The sequence below is a fragment of the Sphingomonas carotinifaciens genome (genome assembly GCF_009789535.1).
GTDB classification, from domain to species: Bacteria; Pseudomonadota; Alphaproteobacteria; order Sphingomonadales; family Sphingomonadaceae; genus Sphingomonas; species Sphingomonas carotinifaciens.
Window position 1 is genome coordinate 47,065 of record NZ_WSUT01000006.1, and the last position, 14,168, is coordinate 61,232.

General features: G+C 62.1%; 19 protein-coding genes. 11 read left to right on the forward strand and 8 right to left on the reverse strand.

The features are described from left to right. Window positions 1-90 precede the first annotated feature (90 nt). The 8 genes from GQR91_RS17955 to GQR91_RS17990 form a co-directional block, all read right to left on the reverse strand. Entirely contained in the window at window positions 91-1,158 is a 1,068-nt protein-coding gene (locus tag GQR91_RS17955) for a hypothetical protein (protein ID WP_211368835.1), read from the reverse strand. Then, complete coding sequence (locus GQR91_RS17960) at window positions 1,159-1,416, reverse strand: hypothetical protein (RefSeq protein ID WP_149683462.1); 258 nt, start codon at window positions 1,414-1,416, stop codon at window positions 1,159-1,161. A 90-nt stretch (window positions 1,417-1,506) separates the two neighbouring features. Then, on the reverse strand, window positions 1,507-2,226 hold the full coding sequence (locus GQR91_RS17965) for a hypothetical protein (RefSeq protein WP_149683463.1): 720 nt from the start codon (window positions 2,224-2,226) through the stop codon (window positions 1,507-1,509). A 147-nt stretch (window positions 2,227-2,373) separates the two neighbouring features. Beyond that, a complete protein-coding gene (locus GQR91_RS17970) occupies window positions 2,374-2,973 on the reverse strand; it encodes a thermonuclease family protein (protein WP_235904177.1) in 600 nt (199 codons plus the stop codon). Continuing rightward, a complete protein-coding gene (locus GQR91_RS17975) occupies window positions 2,970-3,848 on the reverse strand; it encodes a DUF7146 domain-containing protein (protein ID WP_235904183.1) in 879 nt (292 codons plus the stop codon). The genes GQR91_RS17970 and GQR91_RS17975 overlap by 4 nt, the downstream gene beginning before the upstream one ends. Continuing rightward, a complete protein-coding gene (locus GQR91_RS17980) occupies window positions 3,845-4,282 on the reverse strand; it encodes a MarR family transcriptional regulator (protein WP_149683464.1) in 438 nt (145 codons plus the stop codon). Before GQR91_RS17980 ends, GQR91_RS17975 begins: the two co-directional genes overlap by 4 nt. After that, complete coding sequence (locus tag GQR91_RS17985; RefSeq protein ID WP_149683465.1) at window positions 4,279-4,761, reverse strand: hypothetical protein; 483 nt, start codon at window positions 4,759-4,761, stop codon at window positions 4,279-4,281. Before GQR91_RS17985 ends, GQR91_RS17980 begins: the two co-directional genes overlap by 4 nt. Before the next feature lie 398 nt (window positions 4,762-5,159). Next, on the reverse strand, window positions 5,160-5,597 hold the full coding sequence (locus GQR91_RS17990) for a helix-turn-helix transcriptional regulator (protein ID WP_149683466.1): 438 nt from the start codon (window positions 5,595-5,597) through the stop codon (window positions 5,160-5,162). 232 nt (window positions 5,598-5,829) lie between these two features. Here GQR91_RS17990 and GQR91_RS17995 point away from each other — a divergent pair, with 232 nt between their 5' ends. The 11 genes from GQR91_RS17995 (at window position 5,830) to GQR91_RS18040 (ending at window position 14,168) form a co-directional block, all read left to right on the forward strand. Next, entirely contained in the window at window positions 5,830-6,117 is a 288-nt protein-coding gene (locus GQR91_RS17995; protein ID WP_149683467.1) for a hypothetical protein, read from the forward strand. Window positions 6,118-6,290: 173 nt separating this feature from the next. Beyond that, window positions 6,291-6,974: a lytic transglycosylase domain-containing protein gene (locus GQR91_RS18000; protein ID WP_249042670.1), complete on the forward strand. Its 684-nt coding sequence runs from the start codon at window positions 6,291-6,293 to the stop codon at window positions 6,972-6,974. Beyond that, window positions 6,971-7,336, forward strand: coding sequence for a TrbC/VirB2 family protein (locus GQR91_RS18005; protein WP_235904185.1), 366 nt, complete (start codon window positions 6,971-6,973; stop codon window positions 7,334-7,336). Before GQR91_RS18000 ends, GQR91_RS18005 begins: the two co-directional genes overlap by 4 nt. Before the next feature lie 58 nt (window positions 7,337-7,394). Beyond that, the gene (locus GQR91_RS18010) at window positions 7,395-7,739 is read left to right on the forward strand and encodes a VirB3 family type IV secretion system protein (RefSeq protein WP_149683468.1); all 345 of its coding nucleotides are present in this window, start codon (window positions 7,395-7,397) and stop codon (window positions 7,737-7,739) included. Further along, window positions 7,732-10,122 (forward strand): VirB4 family type IV secretion/conjugal transfer ATPase, encoded by a 2,391-nt coding sequence (locus tag GQR91_RS18015; protein ID WP_149683469.1) that lies wholly within the window; start codon window positions 7,732-7,734, stop codon window positions 10,120-10,122. Before GQR91_RS18010 ends, GQR91_RS18015 begins: the two co-directional genes overlap by 8 nt. Before the next feature lie 14 nt (window positions 10,123-10,136). Next, window positions 10,137-10,874, forward strand: coding sequence for a TrbJ/VirB5 family protein (locus GQR91_RS18020; protein WP_149683470.1), 738 nt, complete (start codon window positions 10,137-10,139; stop codon window positions 10,872-10,874). Then, window positions 10,871-11,176, forward strand: coding sequence for an EexN family lipoprotein (locus GQR91_RS18025; protein ID WP_149683471.1), 306 nt, complete (start codon window positions 10,871-10,873; stop codon window positions 11,174-11,176). Before GQR91_RS18020 ends, GQR91_RS18025 begins: the two co-directional genes overlap by 4 nt. A gap of 27 nt (window positions 11,177-11,203) precedes the next feature. After that, window positions 11,204-11,680, forward strand: a complete 477-nt coding sequence (locus GQR91_RS19835) for a type IV secretion system protein (RefSeq protein ID WP_260173233.1) — start codon at window positions 11,204-11,206, stop codon at window positions 11,678-11,680. A 44-nt stretch (window positions 11,681-11,724) separates the two neighbouring features. Beyond that, window positions 11,725-12,234: a type IV secretion system protein gene (locus GQR91_RS19840; protein WP_268878325.1), complete on the forward strand. Its 510-nt coding sequence runs from the start codon at window positions 11,725-11,727 to the stop codon at window positions 12,232-12,234. 402 nt (window positions 12,235-12,636) lie between these two features. After that, window positions 12,637-13,329, forward strand: a complete 693-nt coding sequence (locus tag GQR91_RS18035) for a VirB8 family type IV secretion system protein (RefSeq protein ID WP_149683472.1) — start codon at window positions 12,637-12,639, stop codon at window positions 13,327-13,329. After that, window positions 13,326-14,168 carry a TrbG/VirB9 family P-type conjugative transfer protein gene (locus tag GQR91_RS18040; protein ID WP_149683473.1) on the forward strand — a complete coding sequence of 281 codons (843 nt, stop codon included), beginning with the start codon at window positions 13,326-13,328 and terminating at the stop codon, window positions 14,166-14,168. The genes GQR91_RS18035 and GQR91_RS18040 overlap by 4 nt, the downstream gene beginning before the upstream one ends.

Genomic DNA, 14,168 nt, shown 5'->3' on the forward strand with positions numbered 1-14,168 from the left:
GGCCGCCTCAAAAGGGCGGCCCTTGGTTTATCTGTCGCGGGTCGAGATGTGCCACGTAGCGCACCCTTCCGAAGCTCCGAATAGCGATGCCTAGAACGGCACATCATCGTCCGTGTCCCACGTGGGTTGCGGGGCGGGGAGGGCGCCTTTGGGAAGCGGGAGATTGTTAACGACGAACAGGTTGAGGATGTCATCCCGGTCCATGAACATGACCTGGGACCGCTTGCTGGCGTCGAGCTTGTTGCCGATCCAGTTGCGGGCCTGCTTCGTGATCTCGCCTCCGGCAACGATGAAGGTGTGATCCACCAGCACGCGGCGGCTCAGCTCGGGGTCGAAAATCTCGTGGCCGAGCATCATCGACACCTGGTTGTGGATCTCGGCGACGTTGCTGGTGCTGACACCCGCGGCGTCGAGCTTCCCCTTCTTGGCCTGGATGCCGAAGTAGAGGACGTGCAGGGTCGGCAGGGTGTATTTCATCCAGACGTCTTTGCCGTATTCCAGCGCCTTGTCCTTGTGTCCGGCTGCAGTGATCCGGTGAAAGCCAAGCTGGCGGAATAGGGGAAGCAACACCTCATCGATCAGCTCGTCTTCCGAACAGCGGCCGAGAAAGGCGAGGAGCTGGTCGCGCCGCTCCAGCTCTGACGGCGTGAAAGGACGGTGCGGGTTCGCCATCTGCGCAACGGTATTGGTCGCGATGTGCTTGATCTGGGCGTTGCCGTGATCGTCGTAGAACGCTTCCCAGCCTTCACGGGCAAGGGTGGTATTGAGGGCAGCAAGCGCCAGATTACGCTGCGCGTCGTCGTTGTCGACGCTTTCGGCGCGATCCAGCAACCGTCGGACCAACCGGACAAAGGCATCGGGCATGGCGGTCGAGGACGCGTGCGGCATGGCGAGGATCTCTTCGACCCGCTCTGCCGCCCAGGCCGCGCGCGTTTCGCCGCGATGGACGAACTCGAGGTCGCAATCCTCGAAGAATTCAGTGATGTATTTACTCGACCGCCGGTGGAAGTGCGGCACATCGCCCACCACCATCTGACCCAGCTCACGTAGGTTGCGCGGTTTCCACTTCATCCCATCAACATAGCCGATGGCGAGCAGATCACGAGCGGAAGAAGGGCGACGCGCGCTTCTCCGATCACTGCGGGCACTGCGGCCCACTCACCAGAGCTTGCGGCTCACGATTGAGCCAGCGGGAACCTGAGTGTAGCCATATTCCCGCTTGTATTCGCGCGCGGCGATCTCGGCGTTGTTCCTGGCCGGCTCACCCGGCACGAAACAGTTGATGTGTCGTTTGCCGCCCTCCTGCGCGTCGACGACGGGCTTCGACCAAGGGTCGTCGTCCATCATCGGGCCTTCAACCGAGAAGGTGTGATTGTCGTGGTCAGCGACGATCAGGACGAAGGGTTCGATCAGCATGACAGGCTCCAGCACGAATAGTATGTGCGATGTAGGGGGCGGTGGAAGGTGTGCCACGTGGCACACCTCCCGGGATCGGCATCTCGGGCGTCAGGGTCGGCGAAACCATGATCGTCGCTTAGCGGGCGCATCCCAGTCGAAATCAATGGCAATCTGGCCTTCTGGGCGGAAGATGGTGACTCCGGACACTGCCCGGGTCGAGTTCTGGATGACGTGGTTCCAGAGGTCGCCGGTCGCGACGTCAGGCGCGGGAATGTGGAAGTAGCCGGTCAGGATCACCGTGTCGTCGGGGGCGGGCTGGCAACCTGTCAGCGCCAGGAACATGGGCAAGTCGAAGCTGAGCGCAGTTGCGGTATCGTCAACCTGAATGATGCCGCTTCGCGGCTGACGATCAGCGAACACGACGGCGGGGAGGGGATGACGGAGGCAAAGTCTTCCGGTTCGCTCGATCGGCTCGTTGCTCGTGAACGAGGGCGCCTTGGCGAGCGGCTGCGTGTCGATGGCCACGGCGCTCGGGGAGCGGCCGGTCTGCCGATCTTCGAGAAACACCGGACCGATCATGTTCTGCTCGTCGCGGGCAAACTCAAATGCTTCGAGCGACACCGCTCTAAGGACACGACGAGCTTCGTCATCGGGCAGCAAGGTTAGCGGGTATTCCCGCCACAAATCGTTGTCGACGGGATGCTCGAGAAGGCAACGTCCTTCGGTTGCCAAGACACGTTCGTTGGCCTTGGCGACGCCAATATCCTCCGCCATGCGCCAGAACATCTCGGCCGCGAGATTATGGATGGTGGCCTTGTCGAATTGCATCAATCCTCTCCCTTCGACCATCATACTGCGCCTGTGAAAGCGGTCCGCATCAGCCTAGCGATCGTTACCCGAGGGCGGAAACCTCTAGGAGTTCTGGGACGCGTCGGCACGGTGTGGCGTAGAGCGCGGGCCAAAGGCAGGCCCGGCCTATTTGTTGATCGTCCCGACCTCGCACCCTGACGGAACCGTCGCGCGCTGTATCGCAAGCTGACGCATCCCTTCGTAGTCGATCCCCCACAGGCCCACGCGCTGCGCTGCGGCCTTCTGCATCAAGTCGACATACGCACCGCCCGAGAACAACCGATAGTCCACGGCATAGCCTTGTGCGACCATCGTTGCGCCGACACTCGCCTTATTTGCGGGAAACCGACAGGCGAGATTCAAGCGACCATAGCTCCACGGATCGGTCCGACACTGTTTCTCTCGCCTCAACCCATAGTCGAACATCGAGATTGAACAAATCAGCCCACCGTCGCGCGCAGACAAGCGCTGCAAGGCATCCGTAGCGATAGCCTTTAGCTCTGGCCGGTCGTCGTCCGGCGCATCGATACCCACGATACGTACTCGGCCGTTGGGAAAGTCCACCGTGTCGCCATCGATAACTCTCGGATTCGGAGAATCGAGCCGCGTTTTCACTGCCTCGGCGAACTGCTCTTTGTTGTGCGAGATTGAATAGATCGCGACGATGACGAATGTCACGCCCATCATCCATTTCTGACCGCGCGGACCTTTCGCGATCAACCTCATATCGCACGTATCTCGCGCAAGAGGTCGTTCCAGTCTCCCGCATGGGGCGGCGGCTTGACGACGAGCTGGCGGCCATTGGCCGTCAGGTGCGAGGCGGCGCGGTCGATAGCCCGAGCCGCCTCGCTTCCATGCTGGCTGTAGATGACGACGGTATGGACGCTCTCAGGAACCGTGACGGCCTGATACCGCTCGATGCCGAGGACGGGCCATACCGAATGCCCGGCACCGAGCATGTTCATGACGCTCGCCGCGTCCTCCACGCCTTCGGCGAGACGCAAGATGCCATCGACGGGGATGCCGCCCCATCGCACCGCTCCGGTGCCGGGATTGCCGAGCATCCGTTTGGGCTCTGGCATGTCAGCCTTGCCCCGGCCGTCGGGGCTCAACCAAGTGCGATGGATGGCGATCACACCGGTGTCATCCTCGATCGGCACGATCAGCGCCGGGGCATACGCCTTCGCCGCTCCGGAGCCGCATTGGCAGCGAGGATCGTAGCGCGCGACCACGCTCTCCGGCACGATCGCGCGCGAGCGCAAGTAGCGATCGGCGAGCGTGCCCGGAAAAGGTTCGGCGTGCCGCCACACCGCCAGTGCGACCTTGTTGAGGTCGCCCCCACCGTCCTGCCGCTGGCCCGGGTCATGGCCGACCGGCGCGAGGATCTTGCCGGAACGAAGCGCGGCCATGATCGCCTCGGCCGTGCAGCCGGCAAAGCAATGGAAGAGGACCGCGCGTTCCCCCACTCGGATCGACAGGCTGGCGGTGCCATCGGCATGGGCCGGGCATTGGCACATGGCCGACTTGCCCTGCCATCTGCCGCCGAGCTGCCGGACAATACGCTCGGCCTGCTCTTCGATCGTCCCGAGTCCTCGGCTCACCGGCTCAATCCTCCCATCAGCTCTACCAGATGGTCGAGCCATGCTTCGACGGCCGTGCGGAGCGATGGCTGCATGACCACGAGCGTCGAACGCGCGTCGGTCTGATCGGCTTTGCGGATGAAATAGCCGCGAGCCTCCAGATCCTCGAGATGCCGCAAGGCGGTGGTAACGGATTTGCCGCTTGCTGCGCACAATCCCGTGACATTGATGGTCTGCCCTCCTTCGGTCGCCACGTAGAGTTCGAGGATCATGTCCCAGCGCGGCTCCCCGAACCTGATGCCGCCGAAGTGTTCCCGGCGCTGGTGCCGACTGGTAAGGATCGCGCGGGCGAGCGCTAGATAGGAGGGGGCAAGCGATACCACTTCGGCCTCCGGGCTCGCACGGAGGGACTCCGCGATCGTCGCACGAGGCAGGCGGACCATGACGTCGATCAATTCCGATTGTTCTGCGTCTCCTGCCATTGCACCCTGGCCCCATGTTTGACCACCGGGTCGGCATCGTGTGGCAGCCTGTACGTTCCCAGCGCGAGCGCGCCGAGGGCGAGATAGGCGTAGGCACCGAGCCCGGTGTGATAGGCGAAAAGTTCGATACGCGGCAGCAGGGCGCCGGCGACGCTCATCAGCAGATTGGAAAGAGCGAAGCCGCACGCCCAGATCGGCCAGAACCGGGTGGTCGTGACCGCCAACCAGAAGAAGCCGACTGCTACCGCGATATCGATCATGAGAATGGACAGGGCTGCGGGAAGCCACGCGGATGCAAACGCCACTCGCATCATCATCGTGACGAGCCACGCCGCTAAGCTGATCGCCGCACCTAAGCGTTCGGGTCTTCCACCGCACGCGAAAGCGTAGCCACAGATCCCAAGCATCGCAGCCCAGAACGAAAAGATTGTGATCGCCGTTGTGATCTGCATCCGCTTATCTTCCGCAGCTCATCCGCTTAAGCAGCCACAAACCCGGTCGGCTGCTCGGTATGGCTGCTCGGCTTGGGTAGCCCTTCGCCCCAGCATTTCTCGTCCAAGCCCAGGTCGCGGCCAACCTTCTCGGCAGAGAGGTGCGCGCATTGCCATCTGGCCCTGGCTCTCAGTAAGTGCGGCCAGCGCCCCAACGGTAGCCTTGACCGTGCCGTGCGTCATCGCAGCCGACAGGCCATGCGCTACCCCAGCATCCAGCGTCGAAACGAGGAATTGGGCCGTATCGCGCGTGGCGATGCTAATCGAGTATTCGGCGCGACGCAGCTCGTCGGCAATAACACGGCTTGTCTCGGCGAGGTTGGGCATTTGGCAATCTCCAGTCGACGCATTCGCGTCGATCACGTTGGCTTCATGCCGAGCATGAGGGTCAGCGCGACGATCACCATCGCCCCAACAGTCAAGCCAATCGGGGTGACGATCGCGATGATCGCGCCCCATGCTAGTACCTGTTGCCAGCTCAGTGTGTTCGCCGGTGCCTCATCGGTCGGCACTGGCATGGGAAGCGGCCAAATCGCGGGTCGGGGAGGGGGAATGTTTGCAGGGGAGGAAGATTCTACCCCTGCCTCGTGCTGCGCGAACAGACGCGCCGCCTCGAACCGGCTGGCAGCACCGATGATGTTTTTCGCCAACATCAACTGCTTGTCGACGACGCGGGAGCTGGTGCCGAGCAGGTGAGCGATCTCGTGGGATTTGCGATGCTCGAAGACGTGTCGGAGGCATTCACATTGTCGGTCGGTCAATTTGCTGAACCGATCGACCGATCCTTCCTGCCCCATCGTGTACGTCTCCTTCTGACCGCCAACATGGATTACTATAGGTTCGGAAAGAAACGGTTCCATTCCTACAGACAATAGGAGCCGACATGGCTCAATCTCATGTCGAAGGCTCGCGACCCGGTCACTGGCTGATGGTGCGCGAGCCGCGCTGGACACACCGCGCCAAGACTGACACTCCTTCATCGAAGCACCGCCAGCGAAATCAGCCAAAATCACTTTGTCGAGGAACCGAATGGAGCTGGGTCTGATCCTAGAGCGGGAGCTGACAACCTTGCGCCCGATGAATGGAACGCTAACAGACGTGCATATCTGCCAGCGCCATGATGGATGCTGGCACATCAATGTTCGCTTGAGCTGGCGAGGGGCCACGCTATTTCACGTCGGTCTGTACGATAAGAAGAAGGTCCGTGTGTATAAGCGGCTCCGGTCCGCAGTCCGACATGTCATCACCGCCTATGGCTATGATGCGATGATCGCAGTCCATCCTTACAAAGGAATGGTCAGCGCCGACCACTTCTGACCATCGCAACGCCTCGGTATTGGAGCGATATAGCTCCATCTTGCTGCCTATGATCACAGGTTGAGCCCCTTTATTAATCATCTCGCAAGAGGTGATAATATGCGAAATCGCTGCCTTGCCTCGTATGGGGCATCGGCGTCGGTAGCGTCGCCCCCCCGCGATCGATGCTGGGGATGGCGATGACCATCCCGCCCGCCGTCATCGTGGGCCTCGCCGCACAATGCTCTCCAGGCGTTGCGCCGGCGACGATCGCGGCCATCGTCCAGACCGAGAGTCAGGGCAATGAACTAGCGATCAACGTCAACGGCCTCGGCCGAAAGGTCGCGTTGCCGACGAGCGTCGCGCAAGCGGTCGCGGTCGCGCGCGCCTATGTGGCGCAAGGCTATTCGGTCGATCTCGGCTTAGGCCAAATCAACTCGCGCAACATGAAAAAGCTTGGGTTGACCTGGGACAACGTATTCGACCCCTGCACGAACCTCGCTGCGGCCGGGGCTGTGCTGGCCGGAAACTACCACAGGGTCAGCGCCGGGCTTCATCCCCAACGCGCGCTTCGCATCGCGCTATCCATGTATAACACCGGGTCGCAGTCGCGCGGCTTCGCCAACGGCTATGTCAGGAAGGTGGTCGGGAATGCCGGCTACTCCGACGGCATTCAGCCCGTGGCGGTGAAGCTCGGCGCGCTCGCGACCGATGCCAGCGAACCGGGGAGCGCGGCATCGCAGCTCGCGGACCTGGTTGCCGAGAACACGTCCGCTGAGGGGCAGGCTCGTGCCGCCCCAACCCCACCGCCGCCATCGTGGGACGTGTTCGCGACGGCGGCATACGCGCGGGCTCGCGCAGAAGGAGAAGACCGATGAACGTAGGATCGATCGGCGCACCCGCGCTCAGCCTTCGCTCGCGCGTGACGGCTCGCATTAACGCAATGACGGCGTGGCAACGCAAAGTGGGACGTCTCCTGACCCTGTTCGGAATCGTAGCGCTGACGTCGCTGTTCTCAGCTGATCCAGCGTTTGCGCAGACGAACTTAGAGAGTTTCGGGCAGTCTGTGTTGAATCTTCTAAGTAATGGTCTGTTGCGCACACTTGCTATTATCGCCCTTATTGCGGTTGGTGTTGGTTGGTTACGAGGACGTGTCAACACTGAGGCTTTGGTCACTGTCATAATTGGCATCGCAATCATGTTCTCGGCGCCGTGGATCGTCGACCAACTTGGTGGCTAATCTCCCGATTTTGGGCCTTTCGCCTACCTGCCCTGCTCCTAATCCGTAGGTCCGTCGTATGAGCGATGAACAGGAAGCTTTAGTGCGTAATACGTTGTTCTTGGCAGTGACGCGGCCTGCGCTTTTTGCGGGCGTCCCGATCGAGGCAGCCGTGGTAATTCTTCTTACCTCGGTTATCACCCTGATCGGAACGGCGAATCCGATTTATGGAGGGGTCGTCGCTGCCGTGATGTTCGGCATATCGCGCCTTGTGGTGCGGCACGACGTCAATGCCTTCCGCCTCATCTTCCTGTGGGGCCGCACAAAGTCGGCCAACCGCAACCGCGGGTTCTGGGGCGGGTCGAGCTACACGCCGCTTCCCCTCAAAGGAATCAACCGCAAGGGGTTCGGCCGCAATGGCTAAGGCAAACCGCCTGTCCGAACAGGTCCCGTTGAAAGTAGCCCTCAAGGAAGTGCTGCCGACCAAGTTCCTGCCGTATGCGCGACACGTGACAGATGAAATAGTCGCGCTCGATTCCAGCGCAATCATGCTAACATTCGAGCTGCAGGGCCGCGCATTCGAGACGGCCGATGTGCGCGACCTCAACGATTGGCACGCGAAGCTGAACGTCATGCTCCGCAACTTGCATGACGATCGCCTGTCGATCTGGACACATCTGATCCGGTCGAGGGTCGAGCAATATCCCGGCGGCAACTTCCGGTCGCGGTTCGCTCGCGATCTCGATGCAGCGTACTTCGCCCGCATGAATCGCGAGCGGATGTTCATCAACCGCTTCTTCGTGACGCTGGTCCTACGCCCCTCGATCCACGGCGGCGACAAGCTCGTCCAGCTCTTCAAGAACAAGGCGCGCGCGAACGCCGAAGCCGATACGATCGATATCGATCTGCTGGAGGCATTGGAGGACAAGGCACGCGATTTCGAGCGCCTGATGGATCGTCTCGAACCACGCCGTCTCGGCATCTACGGTCATAACGGCATCAAGTTCTCCGAGACGATGGAAGTCGCGGAAATGGTGATGACGGGGCGGCATCGCCGTGTGCCCGTCATCCGGGGTCACCTGGGGAGCGCGCTGTATCGCCAACGGGTCATCTTCGGCGGTGAGACGGTCGAGGTCCGCGACGCCGATCGGAGTGCTTTCGGGGGCATCTTCGGCATCCGCGAGTACCCCGCCTTCACGACGCCGCGCCAATTCGAATCCCTGCTGGCGGTCGATTTCAGCTTTGTGCTGACGCAATCCTTCACCTTCCTCGGCCGCGCCGCGGCCTCCGAGCGGTTCCGGCTGCGGCAAAAGCAGATGGAGAACGCAGAGGATCGGGCCGTCAGTCAGATGCTCGATCTGGTCGATGCGGCGGACGATCTCATGTCCAACCGCTTCGTCCTAGGCGATCACCATTTCACGCTCGCCGTCTACGCGGAATCGCTCAAGGGGCTGCGCGACAATATGTCGGTCGCGCGCGCTGCACTGGCCGATACTGGCATGGTCGCGGCGCGAGAGGGCGCGGCGCTCGAAGCCGCCTATTGGAGCCAGCTCGTCGGCAATTTTGCATGGCGGGCGCGGCCGGCGCCGATCACGTCGCTCAACTTCGCGGCGTTCTCGCCCTTCCACACCTATCCGGCCGGGCTCCCGTCAGGCAATCATTGGGGCGACGCGATTGCGCTGATGAAGACGAGTGCGCGGAGTCCATATTTCTTCAGCTTTCACAAGCGCGATATCGGTCACACCCTGATCGTTGGGCCTACGGGCGGCGGCAAGACGGTCATCGTCAACTTCCTCATGGCGCAAGCCGAGAAGACGGGCGCGCGCCAAATCTTCATCGACAAGGATCGGGGCGCTCAAATCTTCGTGCTGGCATCCGGCGGCACGTATCTGACGCTCACGAACGGCGCGCCAACGGGGTTCGCCCCGTTCAAGGCGCTCGAAGACACGCCGGAGGATCGCGCCTGGCTGTCGTTGTTCGTCCGTCAGCTCGTCAAGTCAGAGGGGCGGCCGATCACGGTCCAGGAAGAGCGGCTGATAGACGAGGGGATCGCAGCGACGATGCGGCTTCCCGTCGAACACCGATCGTTCGATGCGCTGCGCTCGGTCCTCGGCATGGCGGATTCGGGCGGTATCGGTGCGCGGCTCGAGAAGTGGACTTCGCGCGGGTCGATGGGTTGGGTCTTCGACAACCCATCCGACGAGCTAACGCTCGACGCGCGGTTCATCGGCTTCGACATGACGGATTTTCTCGACAATGCCGAGATCCGCGTGCCGTTGATGCTGTACCTGTTCCACCGGATCGACAAGCTGCTGACCGGCGAGCGCACGATCATCGCCATAGACGAGTTCTGGAAGGCGCTACAGGACGAGGCGTTCCGCGGCTTCGCACAAGACGGCCTCAAGACCTTCCGTAAGCGCAACGCCATGATGGTGTTCGCCACGCAGTCGCCGGCGGACGCGCTCAAGAGCGATATAGCCCATTCGATCCTCGAACAGGTCGCGACGCAAATCATGCTGCCGAACCCAAGAGGATCGCGGCGCGATTACGTCGAGGGGTTCTCCCTCACCGACGCCGAATATCAGCTCATCCGGGAGGAGCTTTCGCCGGAATCGCGCAAGTTCCTGGTCAAGCAGGGGCACGACAGCGTGGTTGTCGAGCTGGACCTGACCGGCCTTGATAACGAGTTGGCGGTCCTGTCGGGACGTGCCGAGACGACACCGATCGCCGTCGAGACGGCCGCGGAGTTCGGCCCCGACCCGGCCGCCTGGCTACCGATTTTCCACACCCGTCGTCGCCCAAGCTGAAGGAGGAAAAGGACATGCGTAGCGTGAGATTTACCGCCCGACTGTTGGTAGTTGCTGCCCTGCTAAGCGCCAGCACCGCCCATGCGCAGCTCGGGGGCATCGTCTTCGATCCTCGGGCTTTGGCGCAACAGTTGAAGTCGTTCGAGCAGATGCGTCAGCAGGTGATCGCGGCGAAGGCGCAAGTCGATCAAGGCTTGCAGCAAATCCAGCAGGCAAAGCAGCTATACCAAAGCGTCAACGATGCGACCGACATCAGCAACATCGCCAACGGTCTGAAGAGCGACGCGCTGCGCACCAGCAACGTGTCCTCGTCTAGCCTTGACGGATACGCGAACGGCAACCTCGACGTGGTAGGCGGCCTCCGCGGAAAGGCGAACGACGTCTATCAGGACTTGATCGGCCGTGTACCGGCGAACGCGAGCGCTGCGAGCCGCACGGCCGCGGAGCAGGGCGCGCGCGAGGCCGCGGTGACGACTGGGCTGGCCGGCAACGTCGGCGACTCCGTGACGAGCCGTAGGCAGGGATTGGAAGAGCTGCGGACCCGCTTAGCCACGGCAACAACGGCATCGGAACGCGCCGATATGTCGGCCCGGCTCCAGCTCGAACAAGCGCAGATGATGAACGATCAGATGGCGCTGAACGCGATCGAGATACAGCGTCGCGCGAAGGCCGAAGCGTCCTATCGACGTAGCCTCACTTCCAACCAATCCGAGATTGCCAAGCTCCGTGCGGAAGCCGGGATTGCGCCATGACGAAAACCCCGTGGCTCGTGGTCGGGCTGTTTGCGCTGGCCGCGTGCGGCACGAAGAGCGACGAGCCCGGCGATCCTGGGCTGCGGTCTGACATGCCAGTGCGGACTGTCGCCTACTACGTCGACCATCGAACCGAGCTGGCCGACATGGAACAGGTCTGCGCCGCGTGGCAGGCGTCGCAACGCCCCGTCGCGTCGTGGCCGGCGGTCGTTAGTGGCAACTGCAACAATGTGAACGCCGCCAAGACGTCGATCTCTAACCAATCGGAAATTGACAAGCTTCGCAAAGAGGCTGGCGCGTAATCGACGTAGAGCGGAGCGGGAGTGGCTATGGGCGTCACGATCTACACCCAAATGTTCAATCAGCTAGACGCCGCTCTAGCCGGGATCATCGCAGCATATGCGGGCGTCCTCGGCTGGATTTCCGGACCGCTCCGCGTCGGCGTAACTATCTACATCATCCTCTTGGGCTTCGCGATCTTGCGCGGGGCGGTCGAGTATCCGTTTCGCGAGTTTGTCTATCGTGGCTTCAAGCTCGCCGCACTCGTTTTCGCGGTGACGACCTTGTACGGGGCCTCTGTCGGCCTGCTCGCGATGAACGGCCTGCCACGCGAAGTGGCACAAGCTGTCGGTGCTCAAGACGTCAACGGCCTCGGTGACTTCTTCGACAGTATCTTGCGCAGCGCGCTTCGCGCGATTGCCAGCATCAAAGAAATCGTCATGCGGCACACGCAGGAGGAGGGATATAATTTTGCTGGCATCCGAACAATTGGGATGAAATCATCGCCAGCGAGGTCATCAACATAGTAATTCTTCTCGCCGCACTGCTGGCGTCGGCGATCGGCTTCGCAATCACCGCGTTCGCGCTGTTCGCGCTGGCGCTGCTCGCAGCCATCGGGCCGCTCTTCGTCGCTGCGCTGCTGTTCGACTCCACACGATCATTCTTCTTCCAATGGCTCGGAAGCGTCGTGAATTACGTGATCCTTATCGCGTTCGCTCTTCTGGTCACGGTGTTCATCGCCAATTCGGCGGACGCCTTCATAGACGCGATCTCACAAGATGACTCGCTCATGCTGGCGTCGCTCAAGGCGCTTGGATTCTACTGCCTGGGCTTTTTCTTCTTCCTACAGATACCGGGAATGGCCGCGGGCCTCGGCGGCGGTGGCGCGTCGCTGGCTACGCAGTTTGCCTTCGCCGCGACCGGGGGCTTCGTACCCGCGGCCGGACGCGCCCTTTCGTCTGTACCCGGTCGCGTTGCGACTGCGCCCGCTGCCATGGCGCGGGCGGCACAGCGTCGCTTTGGCGGCGGTGGCGGGGGTCGCGGTGATCGCGGCGGATCGCTCTACCGTGGTAATAATTAGGAGCTATGGAATGAAGCTCGGTTCAACCCTGGCCTTCATCGCCCTTGCGGCGATGGTCCCCACGATCCCCGCGAGCGCCGCGAAGAACGACAGGCTTGCCCGCTGTACGGGTAAGCGGCTTCGGCCGGCAAATCCCTACGGTACGGTGCTTCCCACTATCCCGGATCGGGGACTTACCCCGACCGAGCCAGGCGCCGCTGGGGGTGTGCCACGTGGCACACCTTCGCCGGGTGGAGCGTCGACGGCGCCAAGCCCCTCGCCAACGAGCCTCTTTCCTACGCCGTCGGGCGCGCCGGGGGCTGGCCCCACGTCGAGCCTCGGGAAGGTCCCGGCGATCAGCGCCCTCGGTTCGTCGCCCACCGCCAGCGCGGCCACTTCAACCTTCTATGCGAGCTGCTGACGATGGCGATCGGCGTCAAAGATACGAGCGAAGATCTCAAGAGCTACTTCGCAGAAGCGGAAAGCTGGGACCGCGACAGGTTTGTTGCGGCTGCTAGATCGCGCCGCATCGCCTGGATCGTGGCAGCGATTGCCATCGCGCTCGCCGTCGTCGCGGTCGGTGCGGTTATGGCTTTGACGCCGCTCAAGACGGTCGTCCCCTATGTGGTGACGGTCGATCGCTCGACGGGCGCGACTGACGTTACCCAAGAGCTGCGCGGCGACAAGTCGATCACGTATGACGAGGCCATCCGAAAATACTTCCTCGCCGACTATGTGCGGACGCGGGAGGGTTGGATTCCGCAGGCTCGGGAAGAGTTCTTCCGCAAGGTGCTGGCGCTCTCGACGCGGGAGGAACAAGCGCGATGGACCGCCTTCTATAAGAAGGACAATCCTGACTCTCCGCAAAATCAGTTCGGGGCGAATGACGCCGTTTTCGTCGCTATTCGATCCGTGGCGTTCATTTCTCCCAACGTCGCGCAAGTCCGGTTTGTGAAGCGCCTAGAACGCGACCAACAGGCGATCGAGACGCCGGCGATTGCCACCATCACTTTCGACGTGCTGTCCAAGCCCGAAACGGAGGCCGGACGCTACGCCAACCCGCTCGGTTTCCAGGTGCGATCCTACCGAGCTGATGCGGAGGTTGCGATACGATGAAGAACTTTCTGCTCATCGCCGCGGCGATCGGCGCATTCATGCCGGGGGCCGCTCTGGCGGAACAGACGCCCCGCCAGCTGGGGCAGGATCAGCGTATCCGCGAGGTCAACTACACCGACGGCAACGTAATCCAGATCCGCAGCGGGTTTCGCACCGCGACGCAGATCGAGTTCGCTCCCGACGAGGTCATCAAGTTCGTCGCGATGGGAGACACGGTATCGTGGGAAGTCGCTCCGGCCGATAACTCACTGTTTGTCAAACCGCGCGAGCGCGCGGGCGTGACGAACCTGATCGTCGTCACGGAATTTCAGGGCGCCAAGCGCAACTATACGTTCGAGTTGACGGCCGTCGCCAGCGCCCGCTCGCCGGGGACCTTCTTCAAGGTGCGGCTGCGCTATCCAGAGTATGAGGCAGCGCAACGCGCTCTCGCCGCACAACAAGCGCAGCTCCTTGCTGCGCTCGCGGCGCAGAACAGCGCGGTCAAGGTGGCGCTCGACCTGGGTGTTCTCGAAGGAAAGCGGAACCTCGATTACAAGGTCGAGGGAGCCTCGGAGCTTCAACCTTCCGAAGTCACCGATACCGGACAGTTCACGATCCTGCGCTTTCCCAATCAGCGCGAGATACCTGCGATCTTCACCGTCAACCCCGACGGTAGCGAGGCCACGGCCTCGTTCGACGTGCGCGACGAGTTCGTCGTCGTCCATGGCGTCTACAAGGAATTGCGCCTGCGCCGGGGAAAGGTGGTGCTGTGCATCTACAACGAAAGCCCGAGCTTCTACGGCCGCGATCCCAAGACGGACACGGCGTCGGAAGCGGTCGAGCGCACGACGGAGAACTGA

What these genes read in the sequence shown, in the direction of transcription:
- GQR91_RS17960 (WP_149683462.1), bottom strand. Translation starts at nt 1,416, where the DNA reads ATGCTGATCGAACCCTTCGTCCTGATCGTCGCTGACCACGACAATCAC.
- GQR91_RS17965 (WP_149683463.1), bottom strand. Translation starts at nt 2,226, where the DNA reads ATGCAATTCGACAAGGCCACCATCCATAATCTCGCGGCCGAGATGTTC.
- GQR91_RS17970 (WP_235904177.1), bottom strand. Translation starts at nt 2,973, where the DNA reads ATGAGGTTGATCGCGAAAGGTCCGCGCGGTCAGAAATGGATGATGGGC.
- GQR91_RS17985 (WP_149683465.1), bottom strand. Translation starts at nt 4,761, where the DNA reads ATGCAGATCACAACGGCGATCACAATCTTTTCGTTCTGGGCTGCGATG.
- GQR91_RS17990 (WP_149683466.1), bottom strand. Translation starts at nt 5,597, where the DNA reads ATGGGGCAGGAAGGATCGGTCGATCGGTTCAGCAAATTGACCGACCGA.
- GQR91_RS17995 (WP_149683467.1), top strand. Translation starts at nt 5,830, where the DNA reads ATGGAGCTGGGTCTGATCCTAGAGCGGGAGCTGACAACCTTGCGCCCG.
- GQR91_RS18000 (WP_249042670.1), top strand. Translation starts at nt 6,291, where the DNA reads ATGGCGATGACCATCCCGCCCGCCGTCATCGTGGGCCTCGCCGCACAA.
- GQR91_RS18005 (WP_235904185.1), top strand. Translation starts at nt 6,971, where the DNA reads ATGAACGTAGGATCGATCGGCGCACCCGCGCTCAGCCTTCGCTCGCGC.
- GQR91_RS18010 (WP_149683468.1), top strand. Translation starts at nt 7,395, where the DNA reads ATGAGCGATGAACAGGAAGCTTTAGTGCGTAATACGTTGTTCTTGGCA.
- GQR91_RS18015 (WP_149683469.1), top strand. Translation starts at nt 7,732, where the DNA reads ATGGCTAAGGCAAACCGCCTGTCCGAACAGGTCCCGTTGAAAGTAGCC.
- GQR91_RS18020 (WP_149683470.1), top strand. Translation starts at nt 10,137, where the DNA reads ATGCGTAGCGTGAGATTTACCGCCCGACTGTTGGTAGTTGCTGCCCTG.
- GQR91_RS18025 (WP_149683471.1), top strand. Translation starts at nt 10,871, where the DNA reads ATGACGAAAACCCCGTGGCTCGTGGTCGGGCTGTTTGCGCTGGCCGCG.
- GQR91_RS19835 (WP_260173233.1), top strand. Translation starts at nt 11,204, where the DNA reads ATGGGCGTCACGATCTACACCCAAATGTTCAATCAGCTAGACGCCGCT.
- GQR91_RS18035 (WP_149683472.1), top strand. Translation starts at nt 12,637, where the DNA reads ATGGCGATCGGCGTCAAAGATACGAGCGAAGATCTCAAGAGCTACTTC.
- GQR91_RS18040 (WP_149683473.1), top strand. Translation starts at nt 13,326, where the DNA reads ATGAAGAACTTTCTGCTCATCGCCGCGGCGATCGGCGCATTCATGCCG.